This window comes from Sulfurimonas hydrogeniphila (genome assembly GCF_009068765.1).
Taxonomy (GTDB): domain Bacteria; phylum Campylobacterota; class Campylobacteria; order Campylobacterales; family Sulfurimonadaceae; genus Sulfurimonas; species Sulfurimonas hydrogeniphila.
Window position 1 is genome coordinate 77,509 of sequence record NZ_CP035534.1, and the last position, 22,289, is coordinate 99,797.

The window sequence follows — 22,289 nt, forward strand, 5'->3', positions numbered from 1 at the left end:
AAAATTCCGAGGGCGAATCCTCCCTACGGTCTGAGCCTCTTCATTTTACAGAGAAAAACATTATGGTAAAGCAACGGGTTGCGCGAGCGTTGGCGTGACATGAGGGAATAAAAAAGGTTCCCTTAAATTTATGAAATAAATCAAAGGAAGAATAGTATGGCAAAAGCAGATATGTTAGGCGAGTCTCTATGGGACGCGTATTCAAATAAAGTAACTACATTAATGAACAATCCCCAGCATCAAGGGGAAATTACACCGGAAGAAGCTGAAGCACACGGAAACAAGCTCATCGTAGCAGATTTCGGAGCGGAGAGTTGTGGAGATGCAGTAAGACTCTACTGGGAAATTGATCCAAAAACAGACAAAATTGTAAACTCAAAATTCAAATCATTCGGTTGCGGTACGGCTATCGCATCAAGTGATGTAATGACAGAGCTTTGTATTGGTAAAACAGTACAGGAAGCGGTAAAAATTACAAATATTGATGTGGAAAAAGCACTGCGTGACGATCCGGATACTCCGGCAGTTCCACCGCAAAAAATGCACTGTTCGGTAATGGCATATGATGTTATTAAAAAAGCAGCTTCATTGTACCTCGGTGTAGATGAAGAGAGTTTTGAAGATGAAATCATTGTATGTGAATGTGCACGTGTTTCACTCGGAACGATTCAGGAAGTTATTAAACTGAATGACCTCAAAACAGTTGAAGAGATTACAGACTATACAAAAGCCGGCGGTTTTTGCAAGTCTTGTATCAAACCGGGCGGTCATGAAGACAGAGAGTGGTATCTGGTTGACATTTTAGAGCAGACTCGCAAAGAGATGGAAGCAGAAAAAATGAAAGCAGCTGCAGATGCGATGAGTGCAGGCGGCGGAAATTTTGAAGAGATGACACTTGTACAGCAAATCAAAGCTGTTGATGCTGTCATTGATGAGAGCGTCAGACAGTTCCTGATTATGGATGGCGGAAATGTGGAAATCATAGACATTAAAAAGAATGATGACAACATTGATATCTATATCCGCTATCTCGGTGCATGTGACGGTTGTGCCTCATCTGCTACGGGTACACTCTATGCAATTGAATCAACACTAAAAGAAAAACTTTCTAACAAAATCAGAGTTTTGCCTATCTAATTTTCTTCTCTGACTCTCCTCTTGACGGAGAGTCTTCTTCTTGCTACAATACTTCCATGTATAAAAAGCTTTACTCAAAAATAACAGATGCCCTGGTCGACAACGGCTATATTATTTTAGAAAATGTGTTTGAACCTGCACTTGCAAAGCAACTTTTACAGATGTCACAAAATATCAGACAATACAAACAGGCGGGAATTTCCCATCACTCTACGATCAATACAAATCGCAGAAAAGATAAAATATACTGGATAGATGCAGAGAATGAGCCAACTGCCAGGTACCTGGATTTTATGAACGGACTTCAAAATTATTTGAACCGGCAGCTTTATCTTGGGATTAAATACTATGAGGCACATTTTGCTTTATACCAGGCAGGTGATTTTTACGAAAAACATCTTGATGCTTTTGGCGGTACAAAAAACCGTGTTGTTACGACTGTCTATTATCTTAACGAAGCGTATGCGTCTCAAAATGGAGGAGAGCTGGTCATGTATGACAAAAATGATAGACAAATGCAAACAGTTACGCCTCTTATAAATACTCTGGTTGTATTTTTGAGCGAAGAGTTTCCTCATGAAGTTCTGGTTTCCAAGAAAGAGAGATACTCTATTGCAGGTTGGTTTAGAGTTGATGAAAGAGGAGTGAATATTTGAGCTTGCCATATCATGATGAAATTCAGAAACTCAAGCAGTATAAGATGATTTTGGATCATAACAGTATTGTCTCCAAAACGGATGTCAATGGCATTATAACCTATGTGAATGACAAATTTTGTGAAGCTTCCGGTTACTCCAAAGATGAACTGATCGGGAAAAATCATCGCATTATCAAACATCCCGACAACCCGGAACATATCTATCAACATATGTGGGATACGATAAAAAATAAAAAAATATGGCAAGGTACGCTTAAAAACAGAAAAAAGAACGGAGAGGCCTATTATGTAAAGTCAACTATTGCCCCTATTCTGAACTCCTATGATAAAATTATAGAATATATCGCTGCTAGAATTGATGTGACGGACCTTGTGCACAAAGATGAAATCATTAAAAATCAGTTTATGGACGAACTTACCGGTTTGCAAAACAGAACGGCATTGTTACACGATTTAAAGCTAAACGGAGAGAATAAAGCCTCTTTGGTTCTTATCAATATAGACAGGTTTTCAGATATTAATGATTATTTTGGATATGAAGTCGGAGATGAGGTGCTAAAAAGTTTTTCACAGACTCTGTTGCAGGCCCATAAAAAAGTCTACAGAATAAGTGGTGATGAATTTGCAATCTTGTGTGAGCATACATTAAACAATACGACGAAGCAGGCAATTACAGCAATTCTGGATACCCTTCAAAACAGCAGTTACTCTTTTGAAGGGATGAACATCTCACTGTTTCTCTCTTGCGGCGTCTCCTATGGAAAAAAGAAAGATATTTACAAATTCTCCCATATTGCCTTAAAAGACAACAAAAGAACAAACAAAAAAGTGACATTTTTTAATGAAAATCCGGATCTGCAAAACCGTATCAAAGAAAATCTTGAAATAATAACAAAGATTAAAAATGCGATTGACAATGACAGGTTTGTCCCATACTATCAGGGTATTGTAGATAACAAAACACAAGAGATTGTTAAATATGAAGCGCTTATCCGCTTACAGGAAAAAGACGGGAAGATTATTTCTCCTGTCTTTTTTTTAGAACATGCCAAAAAAGCCAAACTCTATACACAATTGACAAAGATTATGCTTGAAAAAGTATTCCAAAAATTTGCTGATTCAGCGTGCTCATTTGCAATCAATTTTACACTTGAAGATATAGAATCACAAGAGGTTGTGCAGACTTTGGTGGAGAATCTGCAGAAGTATGCATGCGGAGAGCGGGTAACTGTAGAGATTGTGGAATCCGAGGGGATAGAAAATTTTGATGAGGTCTCAAATTTTATAAAAAAAGTAAAAATGTATGGATGTAAAATTGCTATTGATGATTTTGGAACAGGATATTCAAATTTTTCATATCTTGGAAAACTTGATATAGATTTTATAAAGATTGACGGTTCTCTGGTTTTGAATATGCATCAGGGTGGTGCTGAAATGGCAACCCTGGAAAGTATTTTGCATTTTGCGAAAAAAATGCAGATTAAGACAATAGCAGAGTTTGTTAAAGATGAAGAGACATATGAAACATTGCATCAAATGGGTGTTGACTATTCACAGGGGTACTACTTTTGCAAACCGCAGGAAAATTTGAGAGATTAAACAAATATAAGTGTAATTTTGGTTCCTAAATTTTCTTTGGACTCTATGTTTATTTGAAAGTTATACTCTTCTATGATACTCTGGACAATATTTAAACCGACTCCAAATCCGCCGGCATAGGAATTTGCCCGTACAAAACGGGTAAAAATTTCCTGCAGTTTTTCTTGTTTGATACCGATGCCTTCATCTTGAATGACAAAAGAGTTGTGTGTGGTTGTGATTTTTATCTTTGTGTTGGGATGAGAATATTTTATGGCATTGCCAAGCAGGTTGTTTATAATCATTTTTGCTTTTGTCGGTGCTATTTTAAGCGGACAGTTTTGCAAATCGGTTTGGACAGTAATATTTTTTTTCTCCACAAGTTCACTGAAATAAGCAATATCTTCTTTGATAATTTCATCAAACAGAAGAGAAACGGCCTCTTCACTCTCATTGTCAAAACTTAAAAAGCTGAGTGATGCATATATGTCATAAAGCTGTTTTGTACTGATGGAGATGTTCTTGACCGTTTTTTCATCATACTCCTTTTTTGCTTTTAATCTTGAAGTACTCATCATAATTGCTGTAATGGGTGTATTTAATTCATGGGTTGTGTCTTTGACGAAATCCTCTATCTCCTGCATTTTGTCTTTGAGCGGTTTGAGAAAAATATAGGATAAAAAGACGGCGATGACAATGATGAGAAAAGCTGTAATAATGACAGCATAGGCAATCTTGTTTTTTATCACTTCTATATTTTTTACACACTCGTCACTTTGTACAACAATGTACTTTACATGTAAATGTCCGGCTGTCCTTTGGGTGATGAGAGTGAAAATATCATCTTTCATGTAAAAATCTTTTGAAAAATCAACCGCTTGGACAACTCTCCCGTATAACAGGTGTTTTTGTGCATCAAAAAGGGCGATAGCTTCTTTTTGAAACGCATCAAGTTTGAATTTTTTATGGTGCATATGGGCATCAATGACTTTGGCACTGACAATGTCAGCGATGTGGTTCATTTTGTAAAAATTGGCATTTTTTTCCATGGCTACCTGAGATGTGTAAAACCAGTAAGCCGCCAAAGACAAAAACATAAAAGAGCTAAGAAGATAAAGAGAGAGAAAAGAGTAGAAGGATTTTTTTGTTATTTTATTCAAAAATATACCCTTCCCCTCGAACAGTTTTTATTTTTTCTTTGCCTATAATTTCTCTGAGTGTTCTGATGTGCGAACGAAGCGTAGCATCACTGGGCAGCGAATCAAAGTTCCAGATATTCTGCACAAGTTCTTCGTTGGTAATGAGGCGGGATCTGTTTTTTAAAAAATAGGATAAGAGCAGTGTATCTTTGGCAGTGAGAGAGATTTTTTTGTTGTTTGCATGTACTGTTTTTTGCACAGGGTAAAATAGAGTTTCGTCATCCAGGATGATAAACTTGTTATTTTCAATATTGAAAACTCTTTTGATGCTGAGTATTCTGGCATGCAGTTCTTCAAGTTCAAAAGGTTTTTTAATGTAATCATGCGCACCGGCGTCAAAAGCACGCTGCAGGTGTTTTGTATCTCTGTAGGCGGTGATAAAAACAGTGGGGGTTTTGTTGCTGAAAGCTCGGAGTTCTCTGAGGAGGTCTATGCCGTCTTGACCCATCACATTGATATCAAATATAAACAGGTCATATTTGGAGTTTTCAAGATGTACATAGACTTCCTGCGCATTGTAAGCATAATCCACATGCCACTCTTCTCGCAAAAAATCCAGCAAAATATCGGACAAAACAGGGTCATCTTCCATTAAAAGTATGTTCATAAGTTATTTTATCCTAAAATAATGAAATGATTATAAAAATTGATAATATTAATACAGATGAACTGCAGATTTACAAAGAACTCAGAGAGAATGCTTTTCGGAGTGACAGAAGTTTTATAGCTGACAGTCCGAAAGTCGTCAATCTTTTGCTTGAGAGTGATTTGGAGATAAAAAGTATACTTGCAACGCAGGAGTATTATGATGAATTTATGCCTCTTGTGCAGTCAAAAAATATTCCCAAAGTCTATCTCACAACGAAAGAGGAGATGAGCAGGATTGTCGGGCATAAGATACATCATAACTGCATGGCACACGGCATACGTCCTGATGATATTACTTTAGAGGGGGCAGGTGAGCGTATCATCATGCTCGATAATATCACTTCAAGTGAAAATGTAGGCTCGATTGCCAGAAGTGCTGCCGCACTTGGCGTAACGAGTTATTTTTTGCCAAAATCCTCACCTCATCCGTTTAACAGGCGTGCTCTGCGTGTCTCTATGGGCTATGCGCACAGGCTGGGCATACATGTCTATAAAGATATTTTTGAGACGATTGCTGCTTTAAAATTTGCCGGTTACCGAGTCTATGCCGCAGAAGTTACCGAGGATTCCACTCCCTTGTCCTCTTTACATGTAAGCGGCAAATGGGTACTTCTGATGGGACATGAGGGTCAGGGAATCGCACAGGATATTTTGGATCTCTGTGATGAAATTGTCAGTATAGAGATGCAGGCGGGCATTAAAAGTTTTAATGTAGGTGTGGCTGCATCCATTCTTATGTATAGCTTTGTGCTTAAGAAACAGTAATACTAAAAAGAGCACCTTTGTCGGTATTGCGAACACAGAGTATGCCCGCACAGTAGTTTTCAATGATAATTTTACTCATATAGAGCCCCAGTCCTGTTCCAGTATCATCTTTTGTGCTGAAATAAGGGTCAAAAATTTTGTTCATAATATCCTGAGGAATACCTCCTGCGTTATCTTCTATTGTAATTTCAGTCTGATTATGCTGCAGTGTCAGTGTAATGTATATATTTTTATCTTCAATATTATTTTCAATTAATGCATCTTTGGCATTGTTTAAAATATTAATGATCACTTGTCCGAGAATATCACTTTGCATTGTAAGTGTTTTTGTATTTTTGTTTTCATAGGTAATGGAGATATTCTTTGCCTGAAATACCGGTTTTACAAGATTGATACTGTGAGTGATAATTTCATCTATAGAAAATTCCAACTTGTCTTTTGGCCGAAAGTAGTGCATAAAATCGTTTGTGACTTTTGTCATTTCCTGGAGTTGTTTTTTTGCATTTTTGTCAAAATACTCAATAAAATCATCATTGAGTTTAGACTGTTTGTACTTGTGCCTGACTGTTTGCATAAGCATAGAAAGTGCATTGAGTGGTTGTTTCCATTGATGCGCAATCATATTCATCATATTCCCCATCTGTGCCAGTCTGTTCTGCTGCAGCATGTGTAATTCCTGTTCTCTCTGTTTTTCTACTTCTTGTCTGACCTGCTGCTGAAGGTTTTGATTGAGTGCTCGTAGTTTGTCTTGGGCATCTTTTCTTCTTTTTACTTCGTGTTCGAGCGAGAGGTTTATGAAATAAAGGTAAATAGAAAATGGTAAAATAATTCCAAAGGCAATGGCTAAATAAATAAGTGTCTGCTTATCGAAATAACGCTCTTTTTCTTTAATATAGCCCCATTTCAGGTAAAGAGACTGCAACTCCTGTTGGGGTAAATTGGTCACCGCTTTACTTAAAATAACATTAAGCACAGGCAGACTGCTTTGGCTTGCTATACGAAGTTGATAAAGGTAGTCCAAATCACCGGCAACCCGCAGGTTTTGAATATTATACTGACTCATATAGTAGCTCGCTCTCACAGGTTCACTGATGGTTGCCTCTGCTGTTCCTGCTGCTACAGCCTGCAGGGCTTTGAGCTCTGTTTCGCAGGGTTTTATCACAATAGAGGGATATTTGTTTTGAATGTATGCAAAAATTGCACTTTTGTCAACAAGTGCAACACTCTTTGCCTGCAGTGACTCAATATCAGAAACCAAAAAATTGTCACGCTGCGTGATGATTTTGTTTTGCTGTGTGAGAATAACATCTGTAAAATCCAGATACCCCAGACGTTCCTGAGTTTTTTGCGCTGCAAAAACTATATCGATTTTCCCTTTTTTTGCAGCGTCCATTAATGCATGCCATGTAGGAAAAGAGATGTATTTAAAAGAGATACCCAACTCCTGTTCAAGGAGATGAAAAAGATCCAAAGAAAAACCGGCAGTTTTGCCATCAGGAGATATAATAACCTGGTTTGGAATGTTGGTAATACCGACAGTCAGGGGCTTCTTTAAAGTACGCAGCCATGTTTTTTCTTTTTGATTTAAGAAATTTTTTGTTGTTATCTGTTGAGGTTTTGAGAGCTCTTTAAGCTGCATGAGGAGAAAAAAACTCAAGAGGATTACAAAGGCAATGAAAAAGAGATAGCTTTTTTTATACATCTGAACTCCGCTCTTGAGTTGTGGGTGCTGTAGAAGAATCGCCGAGTTTAAAATGAGATTTTGCCTCTTTCTTTGCTGCATACATTGCCATATCTGCACTGTGTAAAAGTGCCTCTTTTGAGCTGCCCTGTATTGGGTAAACTGCTATGCCTATACTGCATGTAATGTGAAATGTATACTTTTGAAATACTACAGGAGTGCTTACAGCCTGTATAATTTTCTCGGTAAGACTCTTTGTATCAGAGATCCTTTTTACACTTTCTACAATTAAAGCAAATTCATCACCTCCTATGCGGGCAAAGGTGTCTTCGATGCGAATAACTTTTTTTATATTTTGCGCGACAGACTGCAGCACTGCATCTCCTGCTGAGTGTCCGTATTGATCATTAATACTTTTAAAATTGTCCAAATCAATAAAAAAAAGAGTAAAGTTTTCATGGGAGTGTTGTGCTTTATTTACAGTTTCATTGAGTTTGACACTAAAGAGATGTTTGTTTGCAACCTGTGTCAATGTGTCGTAATGTGCAAGCGCATACAAGACCTCGAGCTCTTTTTCTTTTGCCTTTTTGGCATCTATGTCATTTTGAAGATTCCTGGCAATAGCGTGGAGTCTGTCATAGAGCATTTCTATGTCAACCGGTTTTGGAATAAAATAGTCTATACCTGTATTGATCGCTTCAAGCAGTTTTTCTCTTTCATCAAATGCAGAGAGAATGACAATCGGTTGCCATTTGTCGATTTTTTTAATTTCTTTGGAAAGTGTCAGTCCATCTGAGTGGGGAAGCACAATATCTGATAAAATAATATCAGGTTTTTTTTCTTTATAGACAGCTAAAGCCTCTTCTGCGTCAAATGCCTGGTAAAATGCTTTGAAATCATCCGCTAAAAGCATCTTCATATGTTCCTGTGCCTGCATGTCATCTTCAACATACAAAAGTGTAAAATTCTTTAAGTTCATTTATTTTTTTCCTTTTGGCAGACGGATAACAAAGTTGGCTCCCTCGTGGGTATTGAAAACTTCTATTGTAGCATGTAACTGTTCCTGCAAGACCATTTTTGCCATATACAAACCCAGACCTGTTCCGTTTTTTTCCTGTTTTGTTGAGAAGTAAGGGTCAAAGATTTTGTCTTTTATGGCTTCGTCAATTCCCCCGGCATTATCCTGTATGGCAAGGAGTAGCTCTGTGCCGGTATCTTCAAGTGTTATCTGTATCTTTTTTTCATTTTGTGTTGTTTGCAGCAGAGCATCTTTCGCATTGTTGAGAATATTTAAAAGAACCTGGTTCAGGGCATTTGGATTTGCAAAGAGTTCATAATCCTGTGCGGCATTAAATTCAATGAAAATTCCTTCATTCTTAAAAATATCGGCCGTAATATTTAAAACTTCATTGATAGCATCCTTAAGAGAAAAGGCATATATCTGATCTTCCTGTTTGAAAAAGTTTTTAAAATTATCTATAGTGTCAGACATTAAATCTATCTGTTTTTTAGAGTGGCTTTTAAAATACTCTATTGCCTTGTCATCAAGTTTTCCTTTGGCATGTTTTGAAATTGTCAGTTGGTTGATGAGGGCAAGATTATTCAGGGGTTGTCTCCACTGGTGGGCTATCATGCTAATCATCTCTCCCATTTGGGCAAGTCTGCTTTGCTGGTAGAGAAATAATTGCTGTTCTTGGCTTTTTTTTACTTCTTTGGCAATGGTTTCTTCAAGTGTTTTCGTGTATCTCTTTCTCTCTTCAACAAGCATTCCGATGGTGAGGATTACAGAGACATGGACCAGAATAAAAAGGTTGTAGTTGATGACATTGTCTATATGGTTGTTGAGAGTAAACGCCCCAATATCCAGATAAACCGTATAGGATGCAATGAGAGCTACAAGTACATTGAAAAAAGTTCCGTATACCAAGCCTTTGTATGCACTCGCGAGAGCGACAACAGGAAGTGTTAAGCTCAAAAGAAGAAAACTGTTTTCAATGCCAAATACTATCTGGAGTATATACACATAGGCACCAAACAGCCCTGCGCAGAGAAAAAATTCTTTCCATTGGATTTTTTGAAAGTTTGTAAAAAGGAGGAGTAAAAAGGGTGTAAAAACCAACTGCCCCATTACATTGCCAAACCACCATGAAAAAAGATAGAGCGAAAACTTTTCAATAGAAATATAATGTGCCATAAGCAGTACGGTGTTTGAAAGTAAAGCACTCAAAGGCTGCAATACAAAAAATATCAGCAAAACCAATCCAAAAATATCACGAAATTTTTCAAGGCTGACACGGAGATGAAATTTTTTAAATAAAACAACAGCCAGGTAGGCTTCGGCTGTATTTATAAGAGCAATGCTGAGTGATACCGCAAATGAGATTTCATTGCCAAGGGCTAAGAAAAACTGTCCAAGAAAAATCCCCGGGAGAACTTTTTTGCCGAAATACAGGGCAAATGCCAAAGCAATGCCTTCTGCTGCAAAAAGTCCGACATTGATAATCGAGTTTCCGCTTAAAAGACTGAGGCTGAGTGTTCCGCTTGCATAGTATAAAAAAGCAAGAAGAAAAATAAGGAGACTATTGCGTATCATTCTCTTCTCCTTCATAAACAGGCATTTCTATAATAAATTCGGCACCCTCTTTTGTGTTTTTGACAGAAAGATTTCCTCCGCTGTGTTTTTCTATAATCATTCTTGACATATAGAGACCGAGGCCTGTTCCGTTTTTTTCTGTTTTTGTAGAAAAATAGGGCTGAAAAATTTTGTCTTGTATATGTGAAGGAATGCCTCCTGCATTATCGATGATATGTAAGCTGTTTTTGTCAATCTTCAAAGTGATTTTCGGATGCCTAATGTTGTTTTGGACTAAGGCATCCTGCGCATTTTTTATAATATTTAACACAACCTGTACAAGTTCATTTTCAAAGGCCAAAAACTGTTGGGGTGCAGTAGTCTTTTTTTCAAAATGTATATTTTTTTGTTCGAGACTGTGTTGAACCAAAGCAGTGACAGTACGAAGAATTTTTTCAAAATCTGTCACTTTTTTTTCTTTTTGCGGTTTAAAAAAGTTTCGAAAGTCATCAATAGTATGACTTAAATAGTTGATATAGTTTTGCAGTTTTTCAGAGATTTTTTTTGCTTCTTCTGCATTAAGTTTGTCATTTTGCGCTTTGAGTTCAAGTACGATTGCCGCCGTTGCCATAGCATTGAGCGGTTGTCTCCACTGGTGGGCAATCATGGCTATCATTTCACCCATTTGGGCATGGCGGGACTGGGTGAACATAATTTCATCTTTTTTTCTGTTTTTTTCAACCTCTTCATAAACAAGGCGTTCAAGGTTGTCATTTGTGTATTTGAGCTGAAAGTTTGCTTCTGCCAACTCTTTCTCTTTTTTGAAGTAATCTATCCACAGGTCGACTTTGAGGATAAACTCTTCAAACACATAAGGCTTTTTTAGAAAATCATTGGCTCCGTTTTTTAATACATCCCGAATAATATCCGGCGTGGAAGTTCCCGAAAGTACAATAATGGGAATAGACAAAAACCGGCTGTCTTTACGTAAAAGTTTTAAAAATTCCAGGCCGTGGATATCCGGGAGCTCCATATCCAGAATGATAAGATTATACTCCTCTTTTTTGAGCTTTTCAAAGGCTGTTTTTGCTTTCATCGCTGTGTGCACATTATAGTTTCTGGGTTCAAGAACTGTTTTGATCTGTTTGCAGATAAATCGGGAATCATCGACTACCAAAATTTTATCTCTCTTTTTTGTACTGATTGTGTGAATTATTTTTACTATTTCAGAAATAGAGTATAAAAAATTGGTATCTTTGATAATGTAATCAAGTATACCGTACTGAAACAGTTCTTCGCGAAGATCTGCATCTTGAGAAGATGTCAGGACAATAACTTTTGTTTTTGTCAAAGACTGTATATGGGCTATGAGCTCAGAACCTTCTCCGTCAGGCAGATGTAAATCTAAAATGATAAGCTGAAACTTCAGTGTCGTCAAAAACTCTTTTGCCTCGGCAAGTGTATGGGCCTGTGAGATCTCAAAACCAAGAAGTGTCAGCTCTTTTTTTATGAGATTGTTTATGGTACGGGAATCTTCTATTACTAAAATATTTTTCATAACAACGGCTCCGGTTTTCCAAAATAGTATCCTTGAGAAAAGTCAATTCCAAGCTTTTTGACTATCTGAAAAATGGCTTCATTTTCAATAAACTCTGCAACAGTTTGCAGTTTCTGCTCTTTTGCGAAAGTAACGATACTTTTTACTGCAGAAAGGGAGTAGGTGCTTGTTTCTATATCGCGTATCAGGCACCCGTCTATCTTGAGAATATCCGGCTGATACTCTAAAAGTCTTTCAAAGTTGGAATATCCGGCTCCAAAATCATCAATGGCAATTTTCACCCCGTATTGCTTTATCTCTGCAATGAATTGTTTGACGGTTTCAAAGTCTTTGATCCGTTCGTCTTCAAGCAACTCAAAAACTATTCTGTGGGCACTCTCTTTGTATTTTTGTAAAAGGGAGAGAATTTTTTTGCGCATACTCAGCAGTTCAATATCCAGGGCAGAAAGATTGATGGAGATATCTGCCTCACAATGGCGTAAAACAGTAAAAGAGTGTTCTAAGACGATATTCGTGATTTTGAGATAATAATTACTTCTTTTGGCAGTTTCCAGAAAAAAGTAAGGTGAGAGCACTGTACCGTCTTCTTTGACCAGCCGCACCAGGGACTCATATTTTTCTATTTTCTGTGTGTTGTTGTTGATGATGGGCTGAAAGTAAGAAATAATTTTTGAACTTCGAATGGCATCCTTAATCATATGCACTGTTCTTATATTCTCTTGTGCTTTTCTCTGCTCATGGGAGGCAAAATTATTGGCAAGTAAAAAACGCTGCTTCTCTTTTACAAGCTTTTTCATGCCGAGTTTTACCGATTCGTAAAGTTTGTCATTTTCATAGGCGAAAGTGAGTAAAATTGCAATATCATACTCAAGATCTTCAAAAGCAATGGTATCATCGCGGACCTGCTGTTGCAGTGCCTGTAACTCCTGTACAAATAATGTTATATTGTCGGTGTGTTCTTTGGCATCAAGTATAAAAGCATATTCTCCGTTTTGCAATTGATATATTTTGTCAAAACTGTATTTTTTTGCAAAAGTATTCTGTAGATATATTCGTGCTTTTTGCTCAAGAATATAGAGCGTATTTGTATCATAAAAATCCTCAAGATCATCATAGTCTTCAAGTTTGATATAAACCAGTAAAGGATCATGGGCATTTTTGAGTTCGTTTTTGAGTTGTTTGAGCGGATGCATAATGTCTGTAATATCGTGCCGCAATGAAATATACTCAAGAATGTTTCCCTCTAAATCAAGAATCGGTTTTACTGTTGCATCAAGATAGTAACTTTTTCCGTTTTTCGTTCTGTTTCTTATGCTGCCTTTCCAAATCTTTTTTTTATTTTTTATGGTATCCCACATTTCTTGAAAAATTGATTTGGGATTGTCCGGGTGGCGTATAATGTTGTGATTTTTTCCGATAAGTTCCTCTTTTGTATATCCGGAAATTTCACAAAAAGCATCATTGACATAGGTGATGATGCCTGCTGTATCTGTTTTGGAAACGATAGCGCTGTTGTTTGTTGCTTCTTGATACTCTTTGAGGAGATGAAGATTCTGTTTGGCCTGCAGTGCATATTTGTATCTTTGTGTTACCTGAAAGATGGTACTGGAGAGCTGTTTCATATCAATGGGTTTTAAAAGGTAACCGTTAATGCCGATTTGTATGCTCTGGAGAAAAAAGTCCTCTTCGTTATGGGCTGAAAGTATGATAATAGGGACTTCTTTGTTAATGGCTCTTATTTTTTTTGCCATTTCCAGGCCGTTCATGTGGGGCATATTTATATCTGTAATAATGATATCTATAGACTCTTTTTGAAATTTTTCCAAGCCCTCCTGCCCGTTTTGTGCGACAATGATAGTATCGAAAAAATCCTCCAAAAGCATCGTTGTAATCTCTCTTGCATCAATGTCATCCTCAACATACAAGACTTTTAAACTCTGCGAATACTTAGTGACTTCTTGGATTTCAATCATAACAACACCCTTTAAAACAGATTTATAATTTTAAAATACAAATCTAAGCAAAATTACACTAAAATCTGTTAAATCTGTATTTAACTGGGAAAACACATGCAAAAGGGCAAAATATTACTTGTAGAAGATGATGAACTCTCTTCGGAACTTATTTTCGAATATTTGAGTGACTGCGGGTTTTTTGTTGAGGCTGTATTTACGGCGACTGATGGTGTGGCAAAAGTAAAAAATGAGCCGTTTGATCTTGTATTACTTGATATAAATCTGCCTGATTTTGACGGGTTTGAAGTCTTGAAAAGTCTTAAAAATCACTCTTCTGTGCCGATTATTGTGACAAGTGCCTACAGTGATACACAGAAAAAACTTTTGGCTTTTAGATACGGAGCGAGTGACTATATGACAAAACCTTTGGATCTTGAAGAACTTGAGGCTAGAATATGGCTACAGCTTGGAAAAAACAGTGCGATTAAAACAGAAGACGAAAAAAAAATCTTTGAAATAAAAAACAATCATGTCTATTTTCAACAAAAACAGCTTGATCTGACGACTATTGAGTTTGAACTCCTCTCCTTGCTTATCAAAAACAAAAACAGTGTTATGCAGAGGGAAAAACTTGTCAATGCCCTCTCCTCTATCAGTTCGCACCGTTCTTTGGATAACCATATAAAAAATATTCGTAAAAAAATAGGCGATACCGGAACAAAAGCCCAGTATCTTAAAACGGAGTACGGTGTTGGCTATAAATTGACATTTTAGCTATAATTACAAAAAAGAAACTACTCAATGAACTTTACTACACTTCCGCTTTCTCCAAAAATGCTTCAGACTATAGAATCACTCGGTTACACACAGATGACTGCCATTCAGGCTCAGGCACTTCCTGCTGTATTGGAAGGACGTGATGTTATTGCACAGGCTAAAACAGGCAGCGGGAAAACAGCTGCTTTTGGTATAGGACTGTTGCATCATCTGGATGTGAAAAAGTTTCGTGTGCAGTCTTTGGTATTGTGCCCGACCCGTGAACTTGCCGATCAGGTTGCCAAAGAGCTGCGCCGTCTTGCACGGTTTCAGCATAATATTAAAATTTTGATGCTCACAGGAGGAGAGTCTTTTGGCAGACAGCTTGGCTCTTTGGCACATCAGGCACATGTTGTCGTGGGAACACCCGGGCGTGTTTTAAAGCACTTGCAAAAAGAGAGTCTGGATCTGAGCAATCTCAAGACTCTTGTTTTTGATGAAGCAGACAGAATGCTTGATATGGGGTTTATAGAAGAGATAGATGCTGTGCTTTCTTTTGTGCCCAAGCAAAGACAGACGCTGCTTTTTTCCGCCACTTATGATGATGAAATTTTAGCAATCAGCAAAAAACTTCAAAGCAATGCTTTACATGTAAAGACAACAGCACAGGAAATAGAAAATAAAATAAAGCAGGAGTTTTATCAAACAGAGCATAAAACAGAAACACTCATTCGTATATTTTCTACCTATAAACCGCAAAATGTAATCGTCTTTACAAATACAAAAGTTGAAGCAAAAGAGCTTGCAGAGTCTTTGGTGCGGAACAAAATAGACGCACTGGCAATTCACGGCGATTTGGAACAGTATGAAAGAAATGACGTGCTGGTACAGTTTGCCAACAAATCCTGTCCCGTTTTGGTGGCAACTGATGTGGCAGCCCGCGGGCTTGACATAAAAGAGCTAAGCATGGTTGTCAATTATGACCTGCCCCATACCCAAGAAACATATACGCACCGTATAGGACGTACCGCAAGGGCAGGGGCAGAGGGCATTGCAATTACGTTGTATAACGAGTATGAGGCACAAAAGCTTGAACCATATGAAAATGATGAAAAACATCAATTTTTAGATGTCTCTGTGCTTAAAAAAGAGCAGGGTTTTGAAATGAAACCAGAGTTCGTGACTTTGGTCATAGAAGGCGGCAAAAAGGATAAAATCCGTGCCGGTGATATACTCGGAGCCTTAACAGGTGATGCCGGACTGCAGGGAAAAAGCATCGGTAAAATTGATTTGTACGACAGACAAAGTTATGTGGCAATTGAAAATTCTTTGATAGACGAAGCGCACAAAAAGCTCAAAAACGGAAAAATCAAAAACAGAAAATTCAGCGTCTGGGTGCTTTAGCTTACTTCTTCTATCTTTAAAGTATACTCTTCTAAAATTGTATCAAGTTTGGTTTGTTCTTCTTCAAGTTTTTCAAACATCTCTTCTACCTGCTTTTCCATCTCCGAAACAGTTTTTGAAAGTTCCATGAGCGTGGCGCTGTCACCTGCATTGGATGCTTCTATAAGCTCTTCATGTTTACATGTAAGTGTATCTTCAAGTTCCATTATTGTGTTTTCGAGATTTTCGACTTGTTTCTTGAGCGGGGAAGCAAGTTTGTTCCGCTCCCGTATAAGTTCGGCACGCAGTTTTTTGTTTTCTTTGTGATTTGATTTTGGTACTGTTTTCGTTTTTTCTTCCTGCTCTTCCTCATCCCAGCCGATTTTTTCTAAAAAGTCGTCGTACCCGCCGTCAAAATATTCAGCGCCATCTTTTGCAAAGATGATGAGTCGGTCACATACACGGCGCAGTAACTCTTCGGAGTGGGTCACAATGATGCTTGAGCCTTCAAACGCATTGATGGCATTTGTAAGGGCTTCAATACTTTGCATATCAAGGTGGTTTGTCGGTTCATCCAAAAGCAGGAGATTGACATCTTTGGCAATTATCTGTCCCAGCATTACGCGGCTTTTTTCTCCGCCTGAAAGCAGGGAGATTTTTTTCTCGGCGTGTTCACCGCTAAAGAGCATCGCCCCGCAGATACTTCTGACTTTTGCTTCACTTAAGTTTACATTGGCATTGTAGATTTCATCCATGACGGTATTGTCAGGGTTTAAATGGGCGATGTTTGTCTGTCCAAAGTGGGCAGCTTCAGTTGCGGTGTTGCAGATAACCTCCCCGCTGTTTTGTTTGAGTTCCCCTGCAATGGTGTTTAAAAGGGTTGATTTCCCTTTGCCGTTTTTTCCGATGATGCCCAGGGTTTCGCCTTTTGCAAGTGTGAAGCTGATATCTTTAAAAAGTATTTTATCTGCTGTGTAGCCAAAGCTTAAATTTTTGACATCAAGCAATACTTTGGCAGGCGTATCTTTGTAATTAAATCGAAATGCAAGCGAGGCATCCGTGTTTAAATCTTCAAGCCTGTCCATCTTTTGCAGCTGTTTTACTTTGGACTGTGCAAGCGAGGCCGTAGAGGCACGTGCTTTGTTTTTGGCGATGAACTCTTCAAGCTCTTTTACTTTTCTGTCCTGAGAGAGCTTTTGTTTCTGGTGCAGTTCGTCATCGCTTGCAAGCTGGGCATAAAACTTGTGTGTATTTCCCTCGACAAGTCTGATGTTTTTTCGTACAATGCCTGCGGTATGTGTGCATACTCCGTCCATGAAATTTCTGTCATGGGTAATAAGGATAACCTCTCCCTCAAAACTTCTTAAAAATGTCTGCAACCAGCGCAGCGAGACAATATCGAGATAGTTTGTCGGTTCGTCCAGAAGCAGTAAATTTGGCTCAGTGACCAAAAGTTTTGCGAGATTGATGCGTATCTGGTAACCGCCAGAGAAAGAGAGCGGGTCTTTTTGCAAATCCTCTGCAGTAAATCCAAGCCCGAAAAGGATTTTTTCCACTCTGTAGGTATCATACTGCATCTCTTCGCCAAGAGCGAGTGCCGCTTCTTCTCCCAGTGTTTTTTCACTGAAACTCAAGTGTTGTTTGAGTATGCCGATACGGTAGTTTTTTGGCAGGAGAATCTCACCCTCATCGGCTTCTTCCTCACCGGTAATTATTTTAAAAAGGGTCGATTTCCCGCTGCCGTTACGTCCTACAAGCCCGAGACGGTTGCCGGAGTTGAGTTTGAGGCTGAGGTTTGAAAAAAGTTCTTGGGTGGTAAAAGATTTTGAAATATTTGTTAATTGAATCATAAAGGTATTTTACACTCTTGTCTATTAAATTTTTACATGCTTTGTGCTATAATTGGGAAAAACAGCTTAAGAGAGGACGATATGAATATTGCGCAGTATACATTCCAGTCACCTTATCCGAGTCCTGTTCAGGTTGGGAGACTGGATCCGAGTTCACTCAAAGATTCCTCTTCATCACAAAGTGATACATCCTCATTGCTCAAGGCGAGCAATGAAACTTTGCAAAAAGCACAGGTTTTGGAGACATCGTTGAAGAGTGAAGTAAAGCCGAGCGTTACTCAGTCAAAGTCGTTGGATATTTACGCGTAAGAGAGCTATAAAACAGTTTGCAGCTCTTTGCGCATCCATTCCCATTTTCCATATCCGCTGTCTGTATTGATATGCCCTGCATTGTTGAGTATTTTTATCTTTACATGTAAAGTTTTCTGTAATTCTTTTGCTTCATCCAGACTCATATAAGGGTCATTTGTAGAGGCAATAAGCAGGGTCTCTTTTGCAAACAGCTGAGCCGGTGTCGATACCGGAAAAAATTCCTCAAGTTCTTTTATCTTACATGTAAGACTCGGCGGTGCGACAAGGTACAATTTCTCTATTTCGGGTATTTTTTTTGTATTGCACAGATGAAACCATAAGGTATTTGCGAGCGAGTGGCAGATGACGATATCTGGTTTGAAATCTGCAAGAGCAGATTCAAGCTCCTGCATCCAGACAGCAAGTTTTGGCGTATCAAAATTTGAAAACTTTAAAAAATTGACACAGCCGTATTCTTTGGCAGTCTCTCCCGCAAGCCAGCTTTGCCAGTGCGGATAATCGCTTCCTCCCCAGCCATGCAGCAGCAATACTTTCTTGGCCATGACTATTCTACCAGTCTGGCAAAGTTTTTCAGTGTTAACAGACGCAGATTTTGTCCTTTCAAAGCTTTAAGTTCACTGGAAAAACCCTTTTTTGAGACAATGACAAATATATCTGCATGAATGCCTGCTTTTTTTGCAAGCTCCTGCAGGCGAGTAAGTTCACTCTTTTTGATTTTTGTATTTGTATATTTTGTACTGCCGACAACTGTCTTGCCTGATTCTGTTTTGGCAAAGATGTCAAACTCTGCTTCTTTATCCCAGTAGCCTGAAATCTCTTCAACAGGGTCCTCTTTTGCAAAAATATCTTTGAGAAGCTCATGGGAGAGCTGGGTAAAAATCAGATTGGCAAACTCCGCTTCTCTGTTTTGCCAGCGTTTTTTAACTTCGCTGTAGTCGCCGTCACGAATCCCTTTAAAAAGCGGAGAGACGAATGCAAACCAAAAACGTAAAAATGGTGTTGTAAAGTAGAGTTTGTTGTCAAGTTTTTCATCATTTTCCCAGGAGGTAAACTCTTTTTTGGGCTTTTGGACACGTATAATCCCTCTTGCTGCAAGCTCCTCTACTGCTTTGTCTCCGACTTCTTTTTCAAGTTTTGCCCGCTTGTAGCTTGCATGTGTTTTGCCGTCACCCATGGCAATGGCACTCAAAAGTGCATGATACAGCGGGGCTCCACCCGTAATCTCACTGATATCATTGCGAATGTAGTGATAGTCTTTGAGTATGAGTTTCTCTATAAGCTCATAGGAAGGCTTTGATGTATCTATCTCGCCCCATCCTACACCGCCGAAGATTGCAAATTTTTCCAGCAAATCTTCAAAACTCTTGCCTGGATGCTCTTTGTAAAATATTTTGAATGCTTCTTTGAGTGTCTGTTTTTCTGAAATCACAGCGAATGCCTTTTTTTATAAAATTATACACTAAATAATCACTACACAGATACTACACATTTAAAATGTATAATTTTTTAATGTAATAATTGTAATATATTTTATGCTACAATTGTTCTAACTTAAAATATCAAAGGATAACAATATGAACAGGTTAAATCTTACAGCTTTACTTTTGGGCGCGGCTCTTTTTACAGGACTCGGTGCAGTTTCACTGAGTGCAGGCGATATGAAATGCGGTGCAGGAAAATGCGGATCTTCAATGGACAAGCCAATGAAAAAAGAGGGTGATTCCAAATGCGGTGCCGGTATGAAAAAAGCGGGCATGAAATGCGGTGCTGCCATGAAAGAGATGAAAGAAAAGAAAGAGATGCAGGAAAAGAAAAAAGGCGGTATGAAGTGCGGCAAAGGAAAGTGCGGCGCTAACTAGCGGGCATTTTATAACAGAGGCCTCCTCTGTTATATGAATATTATCGTATACGCTCTTGCATAAAAACACGCTCTCTTCCAAAAAACATTAAATTTTCCTGATTATACACACTTATTACACACAAAAGCAGTAAAATTTTTCATACAACTTAAGGAGTTTGTTATGAATTTGAAAAAGGTATATCTTGAGTTTTCACGTTTAGGAGAATATCTGCAGCCGTTAAGTCTGCTTTTTGCAAGACTCTTGGTAGCATACGGTTTTTATGAACCGGCAATGATGAAATGGAATGATATGAAGTCTGTTGCAGAGTGGTTTGGCTCAATGGGTATTCCGTTTCCGACACTGAATGCCTACATGGCCGCCAGTACAGAAATAACAGGGGTTGTGTTGTTGACATTAGGATTTTTTACGAGACTCATTTCTATTCCTTTGATTATCATAATGATTGTGGCCATAGTCACTGTCCATCTGCATAACGGCTTTGCAGCAGGTGATAACGGTTTTGAAATCCCACTCTATTATATGGCATTTTTATTTCTTTTCTTATCTTTTGGTGCAGGAAAATTTTCATTGGACAGACTTGTTTTTGGAGAAAAAAATTAAACAATGGAAGCATTATTCAGGTTTACGCATGAAATAGGAGAAATCCAATTCCCAATATTGATGTTTCTATTTAAGGCAATAACTATTCTTTTTATTGTAACTTCTATAGTTTTATTTATTTATGACAGGTATATTCAACGGGAAAACCAGCTGCTGATTAACTATCCGTTAATCGGTCGTTTGCGGTATCTGTTTTATGCACTGCGTGACCCGATGCGTCAATATTTTGGTGATGAAAAGTTTTATGAATCGTTTGACAAGGTCAAATGGGTATATGACTCGGCTGAACGAAAATCCGCCTATGCCTCTTTTTCTCCCGGACAACCGCAAAAAACTGCAAGACTTGGCATTAAAAATGCCAACTGTGTGCTTAATACAGAAGATGTGAGCGATGATTTTTCTGCAACTTTTGGAGAAGATTCTCCCAAGCCTTTTACAACAAGATCTGTTCTCGGGCGGAGTGCCATGAGTGACGGGGCCATCTCTCCTGAGGGAACACGTGCTTTTACAAAAGGGGCTTATCTTGGAAAATTTCCTATCAATACAGGAGAAGGAAGTCTGACTTCAAACTTTTTTTATACCCATAAATATACAAGAGAGTGTCAATTTTTTCAAATCCAAGAGGGAACTTTCTTTGCAAAAAATATGTATAGAATTGTAAAATTTTTGATCAACCCGGCCACTGCACAAAAGGTATACAAACATATGGTTGTGACAACTCCTGCTCCTGACAGTTATCTTTTTGATAAAACGGAATTGGTCTTTTACCGGGTTAACTGGGATGCGCCAATGAGCACTTTTCCTTCACAGGTGCCTGATGATATGCCTGATATTATTTTTCAGATGGGAAGCGGACTCTACGGTGTGCGGGACAAAGAAGGAAATTTCTGCGAGGAACGCTACCAAAAGACAATGCGTTTTTGTAAAATGACAGAGATTAAAATGGCACAGGGAGCAAAGCAGACCGGAGGGAAACTGCTTGCATCCAAGGTAAGCGAAGAGATCGCCTATTATCGCGGGGTAGAAGCACACAAAAATCTTTTCAGTCCAAATCAGTTTCCTTTTGCACACAGCATAGAAGAGCTTTTTGATTTTACGGGCAGGCTCAAAGCCTTGTCTGAAAAACCGGTAGGCATCAAGCTTGTGATTTCATCCCAGGAGAATTTTACAGAGTATGCAAATCTTATCCAACAGCGCCTTGCTGCCGGTTCAAATGCCTATCCTGATTTTATTACCATAGACGGCGGAGACGGAGGAAGCGGTGCTGCACCACTGGAGATGATGATGAGTGTCGGCATGAATATTGCAAAGGCACTTTATATAGCAGATAGCGAGTTAAGAAGAGTAGGCGCACGACAAAAAGTCAAACTCATTGCAAGCGAAAAAGTACTGACACCTGATGATGCTGTTGTCCTGTTCGGTTTGGGCGCGGACTATGTAGCCATAGCAAGAGCTTTTATGATGAGTGCCGGATGTATCCGAGCACGGGAGTGTTCAGGGGCACACGGTCGTGCCTGTCCTGTCGGTCTGGCAACACAGGACAAGAAAAAAAGAGCCTCCTTCTTGATAGAGAAAAAAGCAAGAAACATTGCATCATATCATGAACAGTTGCTTTTTGGAATACGAAACCTGCTCGCTGTGATGGGCTTACACCATATAAAACAACTTGAAAAAGAGAATCTTATTTTCAGAGACAACAGTGGAAAAACATACATGGATGTTGAACGTTATTTTGAAGAAATGCTGATAAACTAAAAAGGTGTTACACAATTATT

20 protein-coding genes are annotated in these 22,289 nt (G+C 38.5%); 10 read left to right on the top strand and 10 right to left on the bottom strand.

Features of this window, described 5'->3' with window-relative positions:
- Nucleotides 1-156 precede the first annotated feature (156 nt).
- From ETP70_RS00405 to ETP70_RS00415, 3 genes are read left to right on the top strand one after another with little or no spacing between them, the layout of a single operon-like run.
- Complete coding sequence (locus ETP70_RS00405) at nucleotides 157-1,137, top strand: iron-sulfur cluster assembly scaffold protein (RefSeq protein ID WP_151899314.1); 981 nt, start codon at nucleotides 157-159, stop codon at nucleotides 1,135-1,137.
- A gap of 56 nt (nucleotides 1,138-1,193) precedes the next feature.
- On the top strand, nucleotides 1,194-1,793 hold the full coding sequence (locus tag ETP70_RS00410) for a 2OG-Fe(II) oxygenase (protein WP_151899315.1): 600 nt from the start codon (nucleotides 1,194-1,196) through the stop codon (nucleotides 1,791-1,793).
- Nucleotides 1,790-3,394, top strand: a complete 1,605-nt coding sequence (locus tag ETP70_RS00415; RefSeq protein ID WP_151899316.1) for a sensor domain-containing protein — start codon at nucleotides 1,790-1,792, stop codon at nucleotides 3,392-3,394. Before ETP70_RS00410 ends, ETP70_RS00415 begins: the two co-directional genes overlap by 4 nt.
- On the opposite strand, the gene ETP70_RS00420 is transcribed toward ETP70_RS00415, so the two are convergent.
- Nucleotides 3,391-4,533 (bottom strand): sensor histidine kinase, encoded by a 1,143-nt coding sequence (locus ETP70_RS00420; protein WP_151899317.1) that lies wholly within the window; start codon nucleotides 4,531-4,533, stop codon nucleotides 3,391-3,393. The two genes, ETP70_RS00415 and ETP70_RS00420, sit on opposite strands and share 4 nt — an antisense overlap.
- On the bottom strand, nucleotides 4,526-5,179 hold the full coding sequence (locus ETP70_RS00425; protein ID WP_151899318.1) for a response regulator transcription factor: 654 nt from the start codon (nucleotides 5,177-5,179) through the stop codon (nucleotides 4,526-4,528). Before ETP70_RS00425 ends, ETP70_RS00420 begins: the two co-directional genes overlap by 8 nt.
- A gap of 26 nt (nucleotides 5,180-5,205) precedes the next feature.
- Here ETP70_RS00425 and ETP70_RS00430 point away from each other — a divergent pair, with 26 nt between their 5' ends.
- A complete protein-coding gene (locus tag ETP70_RS00430; RefSeq protein WP_151899319.1) occupies nucleotides 5,206-5,985 on the top strand; it encodes a TrmH family RNA methyltransferase in 780 nt (259 codons plus the stop codon).
- On the opposite strand, the gene ETP70_RS00435 is transcribed toward ETP70_RS00430, so the two are convergent.
- The 5 genes from ETP70_RS00435 to ETP70_RS00455 are packed head-to-tail and all read right to left on the bottom strand — an operon-like array spanning nucleotide 5,972 to nucleotide 13,769.
- Nucleotides 5,972-7,687, bottom strand: coding sequence for an ATP-binding protein (locus ETP70_RS00435; RefSeq protein ID WP_188110007.1), 1,716 nt, complete (start codon nucleotides 7,685-7,687; stop codon nucleotides 5,972-5,974). The two genes, ETP70_RS00430 and ETP70_RS00435, sit on opposite strands and share 14 nt — an antisense overlap.
- Nucleotides 7,680-8,645 carry a two-component system response regulator gene (locus ETP70_RS00440; RefSeq protein WP_151899321.1) on the bottom strand — a complete coding sequence of 322 codons (966 nt, stop codon included), beginning with the start codon at nucleotides 8,643-8,645 and terminating at the stop codon, nucleotides 7,680-7,682. Before ETP70_RS00440 ends, ETP70_RS00435 begins: the two co-directional genes overlap by 8 nt.
- Complete coding sequence (locus ETP70_RS00445) at nucleotides 8,646-10,259, bottom strand: ATP-binding protein (RefSeq protein ID WP_188110008.1); 1,614 nt, start codon at nucleotides 10,257-10,259, stop codon at nucleotides 8,646-8,648. It lies immediately after the preceding gene.
- Nucleotides 10,246-11,796, bottom strand: coding sequence for an ATP-binding response regulator (locus tag ETP70_RS00450; protein ID WP_151899323.1), 1,551 nt, complete (start codon nucleotides 11,794-11,796; stop codon nucleotides 10,246-10,248). Before ETP70_RS00450 ends, ETP70_RS00445 begins: the two co-directional genes overlap by 14 nt.
- Nucleotides 11,793-13,769, bottom strand: a complete 1,977-nt coding sequence (locus ETP70_RS00455) for an EAL domain-containing response regulator (RefSeq protein WP_151899324.1) — start codon at nucleotides 13,767-13,769, stop codon at nucleotides 11,793-11,795. Before ETP70_RS00455 ends, ETP70_RS00450 begins: the two co-directional genes overlap by 4 nt.
- A gap of 96 nt (nucleotides 13,770-13,865) precedes the next feature.
- On the opposite strand from ETP70_RS00455, the gene ETP70_RS00460 reads away from it, so the two are divergent.
- Entirely contained in the window at nucleotides 13,866-14,525 is a 660-nt protein-coding gene (locus ETP70_RS00460) for a response regulator transcription factor (RefSeq protein ID WP_151899325.1), read from the top strand.
- Between the two features lie 27 nt (nucleotides 14,526-14,552).
- On the top strand, nucleotides 14,553-15,911 hold the full coding sequence (gene dbpA, locus ETP70_RS00465) for an ATP-dependent RNA helicase DbpA (protein ID WP_151899326.1): 1,359 nt from the start codon (nucleotides 14,553-14,555) through the stop codon (nucleotides 15,909-15,911).
- Here the strand turns inward: dbpA and ETP70_RS00470 are convergent.
- Nucleotides 15,908-17,740 (bottom strand): ABC-F family ATP-binding cassette domain-containing protein, encoded by a 1,833-nt coding sequence (locus ETP70_RS00470; RefSeq protein WP_151899327.1) that lies wholly within the window; start codon nucleotides 17,738-17,740, stop codon nucleotides 15,908-15,910. The genes dbpA and ETP70_RS00470 overlap by 4 nt on opposite strands.
- An 81-nt stretch (nucleotides 17,741-17,821) precedes the next feature.
- On the opposite strand from ETP70_RS00470, the gene ETP70_RS00475 reads away from it, so the two are divergent.
- A complete protein-coding gene (locus ETP70_RS00475) occupies nucleotides 17,822-18,049 on the top strand; it encodes a hypothetical protein (RefSeq protein WP_151899328.1) in 228 nt (75 codons plus the stop codon).
- A gap of 5 nt (nucleotides 18,050-18,054) precedes the next feature.
- On the opposite strand, the gene ETP70_RS00480 is transcribed toward ETP70_RS00475, so the two are convergent.
- Nucleotides 18,055-18,594 (bottom strand): RBBP9/YdeN family alpha/beta hydrolase, encoded by a 540-nt coding sequence (locus ETP70_RS00480; RefSeq protein WP_151899329.1) that lies wholly within the window; start codon nucleotides 18,592-18,594, stop codon nucleotides 18,055-18,057.
- A 2-nt stretch (nucleotides 18,595-18,596) separates the two neighbouring features.
- A complete protein-coding gene (locus tag ETP70_RS00485; protein ID WP_151899330.1) occupies nucleotides 18,597-19,481 on the bottom strand; it encodes a DUF234 domain-containing protein in 885 nt (294 codons plus the stop codon).
- Nucleotides 19,482-19,626: 145 nt separating this feature from the next.
- On the opposite strand from ETP70_RS00485, the gene ETP70_RS00490 reads away from it, so the two are divergent.
- From ETP70_RS00490 to ETP70_RS00500, 3 genes are all read left to right on the top strand, one after another.
- Nucleotides 19,627-19,911, top strand: coding sequence for a hypothetical protein (locus ETP70_RS00490; RefSeq protein ID WP_151899331.1), 285 nt, complete (start codon nucleotides 19,627-19,629; stop codon nucleotides 19,909-19,911).
- 162 nt (nucleotides 19,912-20,073) lie between these two features.
- Nucleotides 20,074-20,514 carry an HvfX family Cu-binding RiPP maturation protein gene (locus ETP70_RS00495; RefSeq protein WP_151899332.1) on the top strand — a complete coding sequence of 147 codons (441 nt, stop codon included), beginning with the start codon at nucleotides 20,074-20,076 and terminating at the stop codon, nucleotides 20,512-20,514.
- A gap of 3 nt (nucleotides 20,515-20,517) precedes the next feature.
- Nucleotides 20,518-22,269, top strand: a complete 1,752-nt coding sequence (locus tag ETP70_RS00500) for an FMN-binding glutamate synthase family protein (protein WP_151899333.1) — start codon at nucleotides 20,518-20,520, stop codon at nucleotides 22,267-22,269.
- Nucleotides 22,270-22,289 lie beyond the last annotated feature (20 nt).

Coding starts and splice junctions, on each gene's coding strand:
- ETP70_RS00405 (WP_151899314.1), top strand. CDS start 157: ATGGCAAAAGCAGATATGTTAGGCGAGTCTCTATGGGACGCGTATTCA.
- ETP70_RS00410 (WP_151899315.1), top strand. CDS start 1,194: ATGTATAAAAAGCTTTACTCAAAAATAACAGATGCCCTGGTCGACAAC.
- ETP70_RS00425 (WP_151899318.1), bottom strand. CDS start 5,179: ATGAACATACTTTTAATGGAAGATGACCCTGTTTTGTCCGATATTTTG.
- ETP70_RS00430 (WP_151899319.1), top strand. CDS start 5,206: ATGATTATAAAAATTGATAATATTAATACAGATGAACTGCAGATTTAC.
- ETP70_RS00435 (WP_188110007.1), bottom strand. CDS start 7,687: ATGTATAAAAAAAGCTATCTCTTTTTCATTGCCTTTGTAATCCTCTTG.
- ETP70_RS00440 (WP_151899321.1), bottom strand. CDS start 8,645: ATGAACTTAAAGAATTTTACACTTTTGTATGTTGAAGATGACATGCAG.
- ETP70_RS00445 (WP_188110008.1), bottom strand. CDS start 10,259: ATGATACGCAATAGTCTCCTTATTTTTCTTCTTGCTTTTTTATACTAT.
- ETP70_RS00450 (WP_151899323.1), bottom strand. CDS start 11,796: ATGAAAAATATTTTAGTAATAGAAGATTCCCGTACCATAAACAATCTC.
- ETP70_RS00455 (WP_151899324.1), bottom strand. CDS start 13,769: ATGATTGAAATCCAAGAAGTCACTAAGTATTCGCAGAGTTTAAAAGTC.
- ETP70_RS00460 (WP_151899325.1), top strand. CDS start 13,866: ATGCAAAAGGGCAAAATATTACTTGTAGAAGATGATGAACTCTCTTCG.
- dbpA (WP_151899326.1), top strand. CDS start 14,553: ATGAACTTTACTACACTTCCGCTTTCTCCAAAAATGCTTCAGACTATA.
- ETP70_RS00470 (WP_151899327.1), bottom strand. CDS start 17,740: ATGATTCAATTAACAAATATTTCAAAATCTTTTACCACCCAAGAACTT.
- ETP70_RS00475 (WP_151899328.1), top strand. CDS start 17,822: ATGAATATTGCGCAGTATACATTCCAGTCACCTTATCCGAGTCCTGTT.
- ETP70_RS00480 (WP_151899329.1), bottom strand. CDS start 18,594: ATGGCCAAGAAAGTATTGCTGCTGCATGGCTGGGGAGGAAGCGATTAT.
- ETP70_RS00490 (WP_151899331.1), top strand. CDS start 19,627: ATGAACAGGTTAAATCTTACAGCTTTACTTTTGGGCGCGGCTCTTTTT.
- ETP70_RS00495 (WP_151899332.1), top strand. CDS start 20,074: ATGAATTTGAAAAAGGTATATCTTGAGTTTTCACGTTTAGGAGAATAT.
- ETP70_RS00500 (WP_151899333.1), top strand. CDS start 20,518: ATGGAAGCATTATTCAGGTTTACGCATGAAATAGGAGAAATCCAATTC.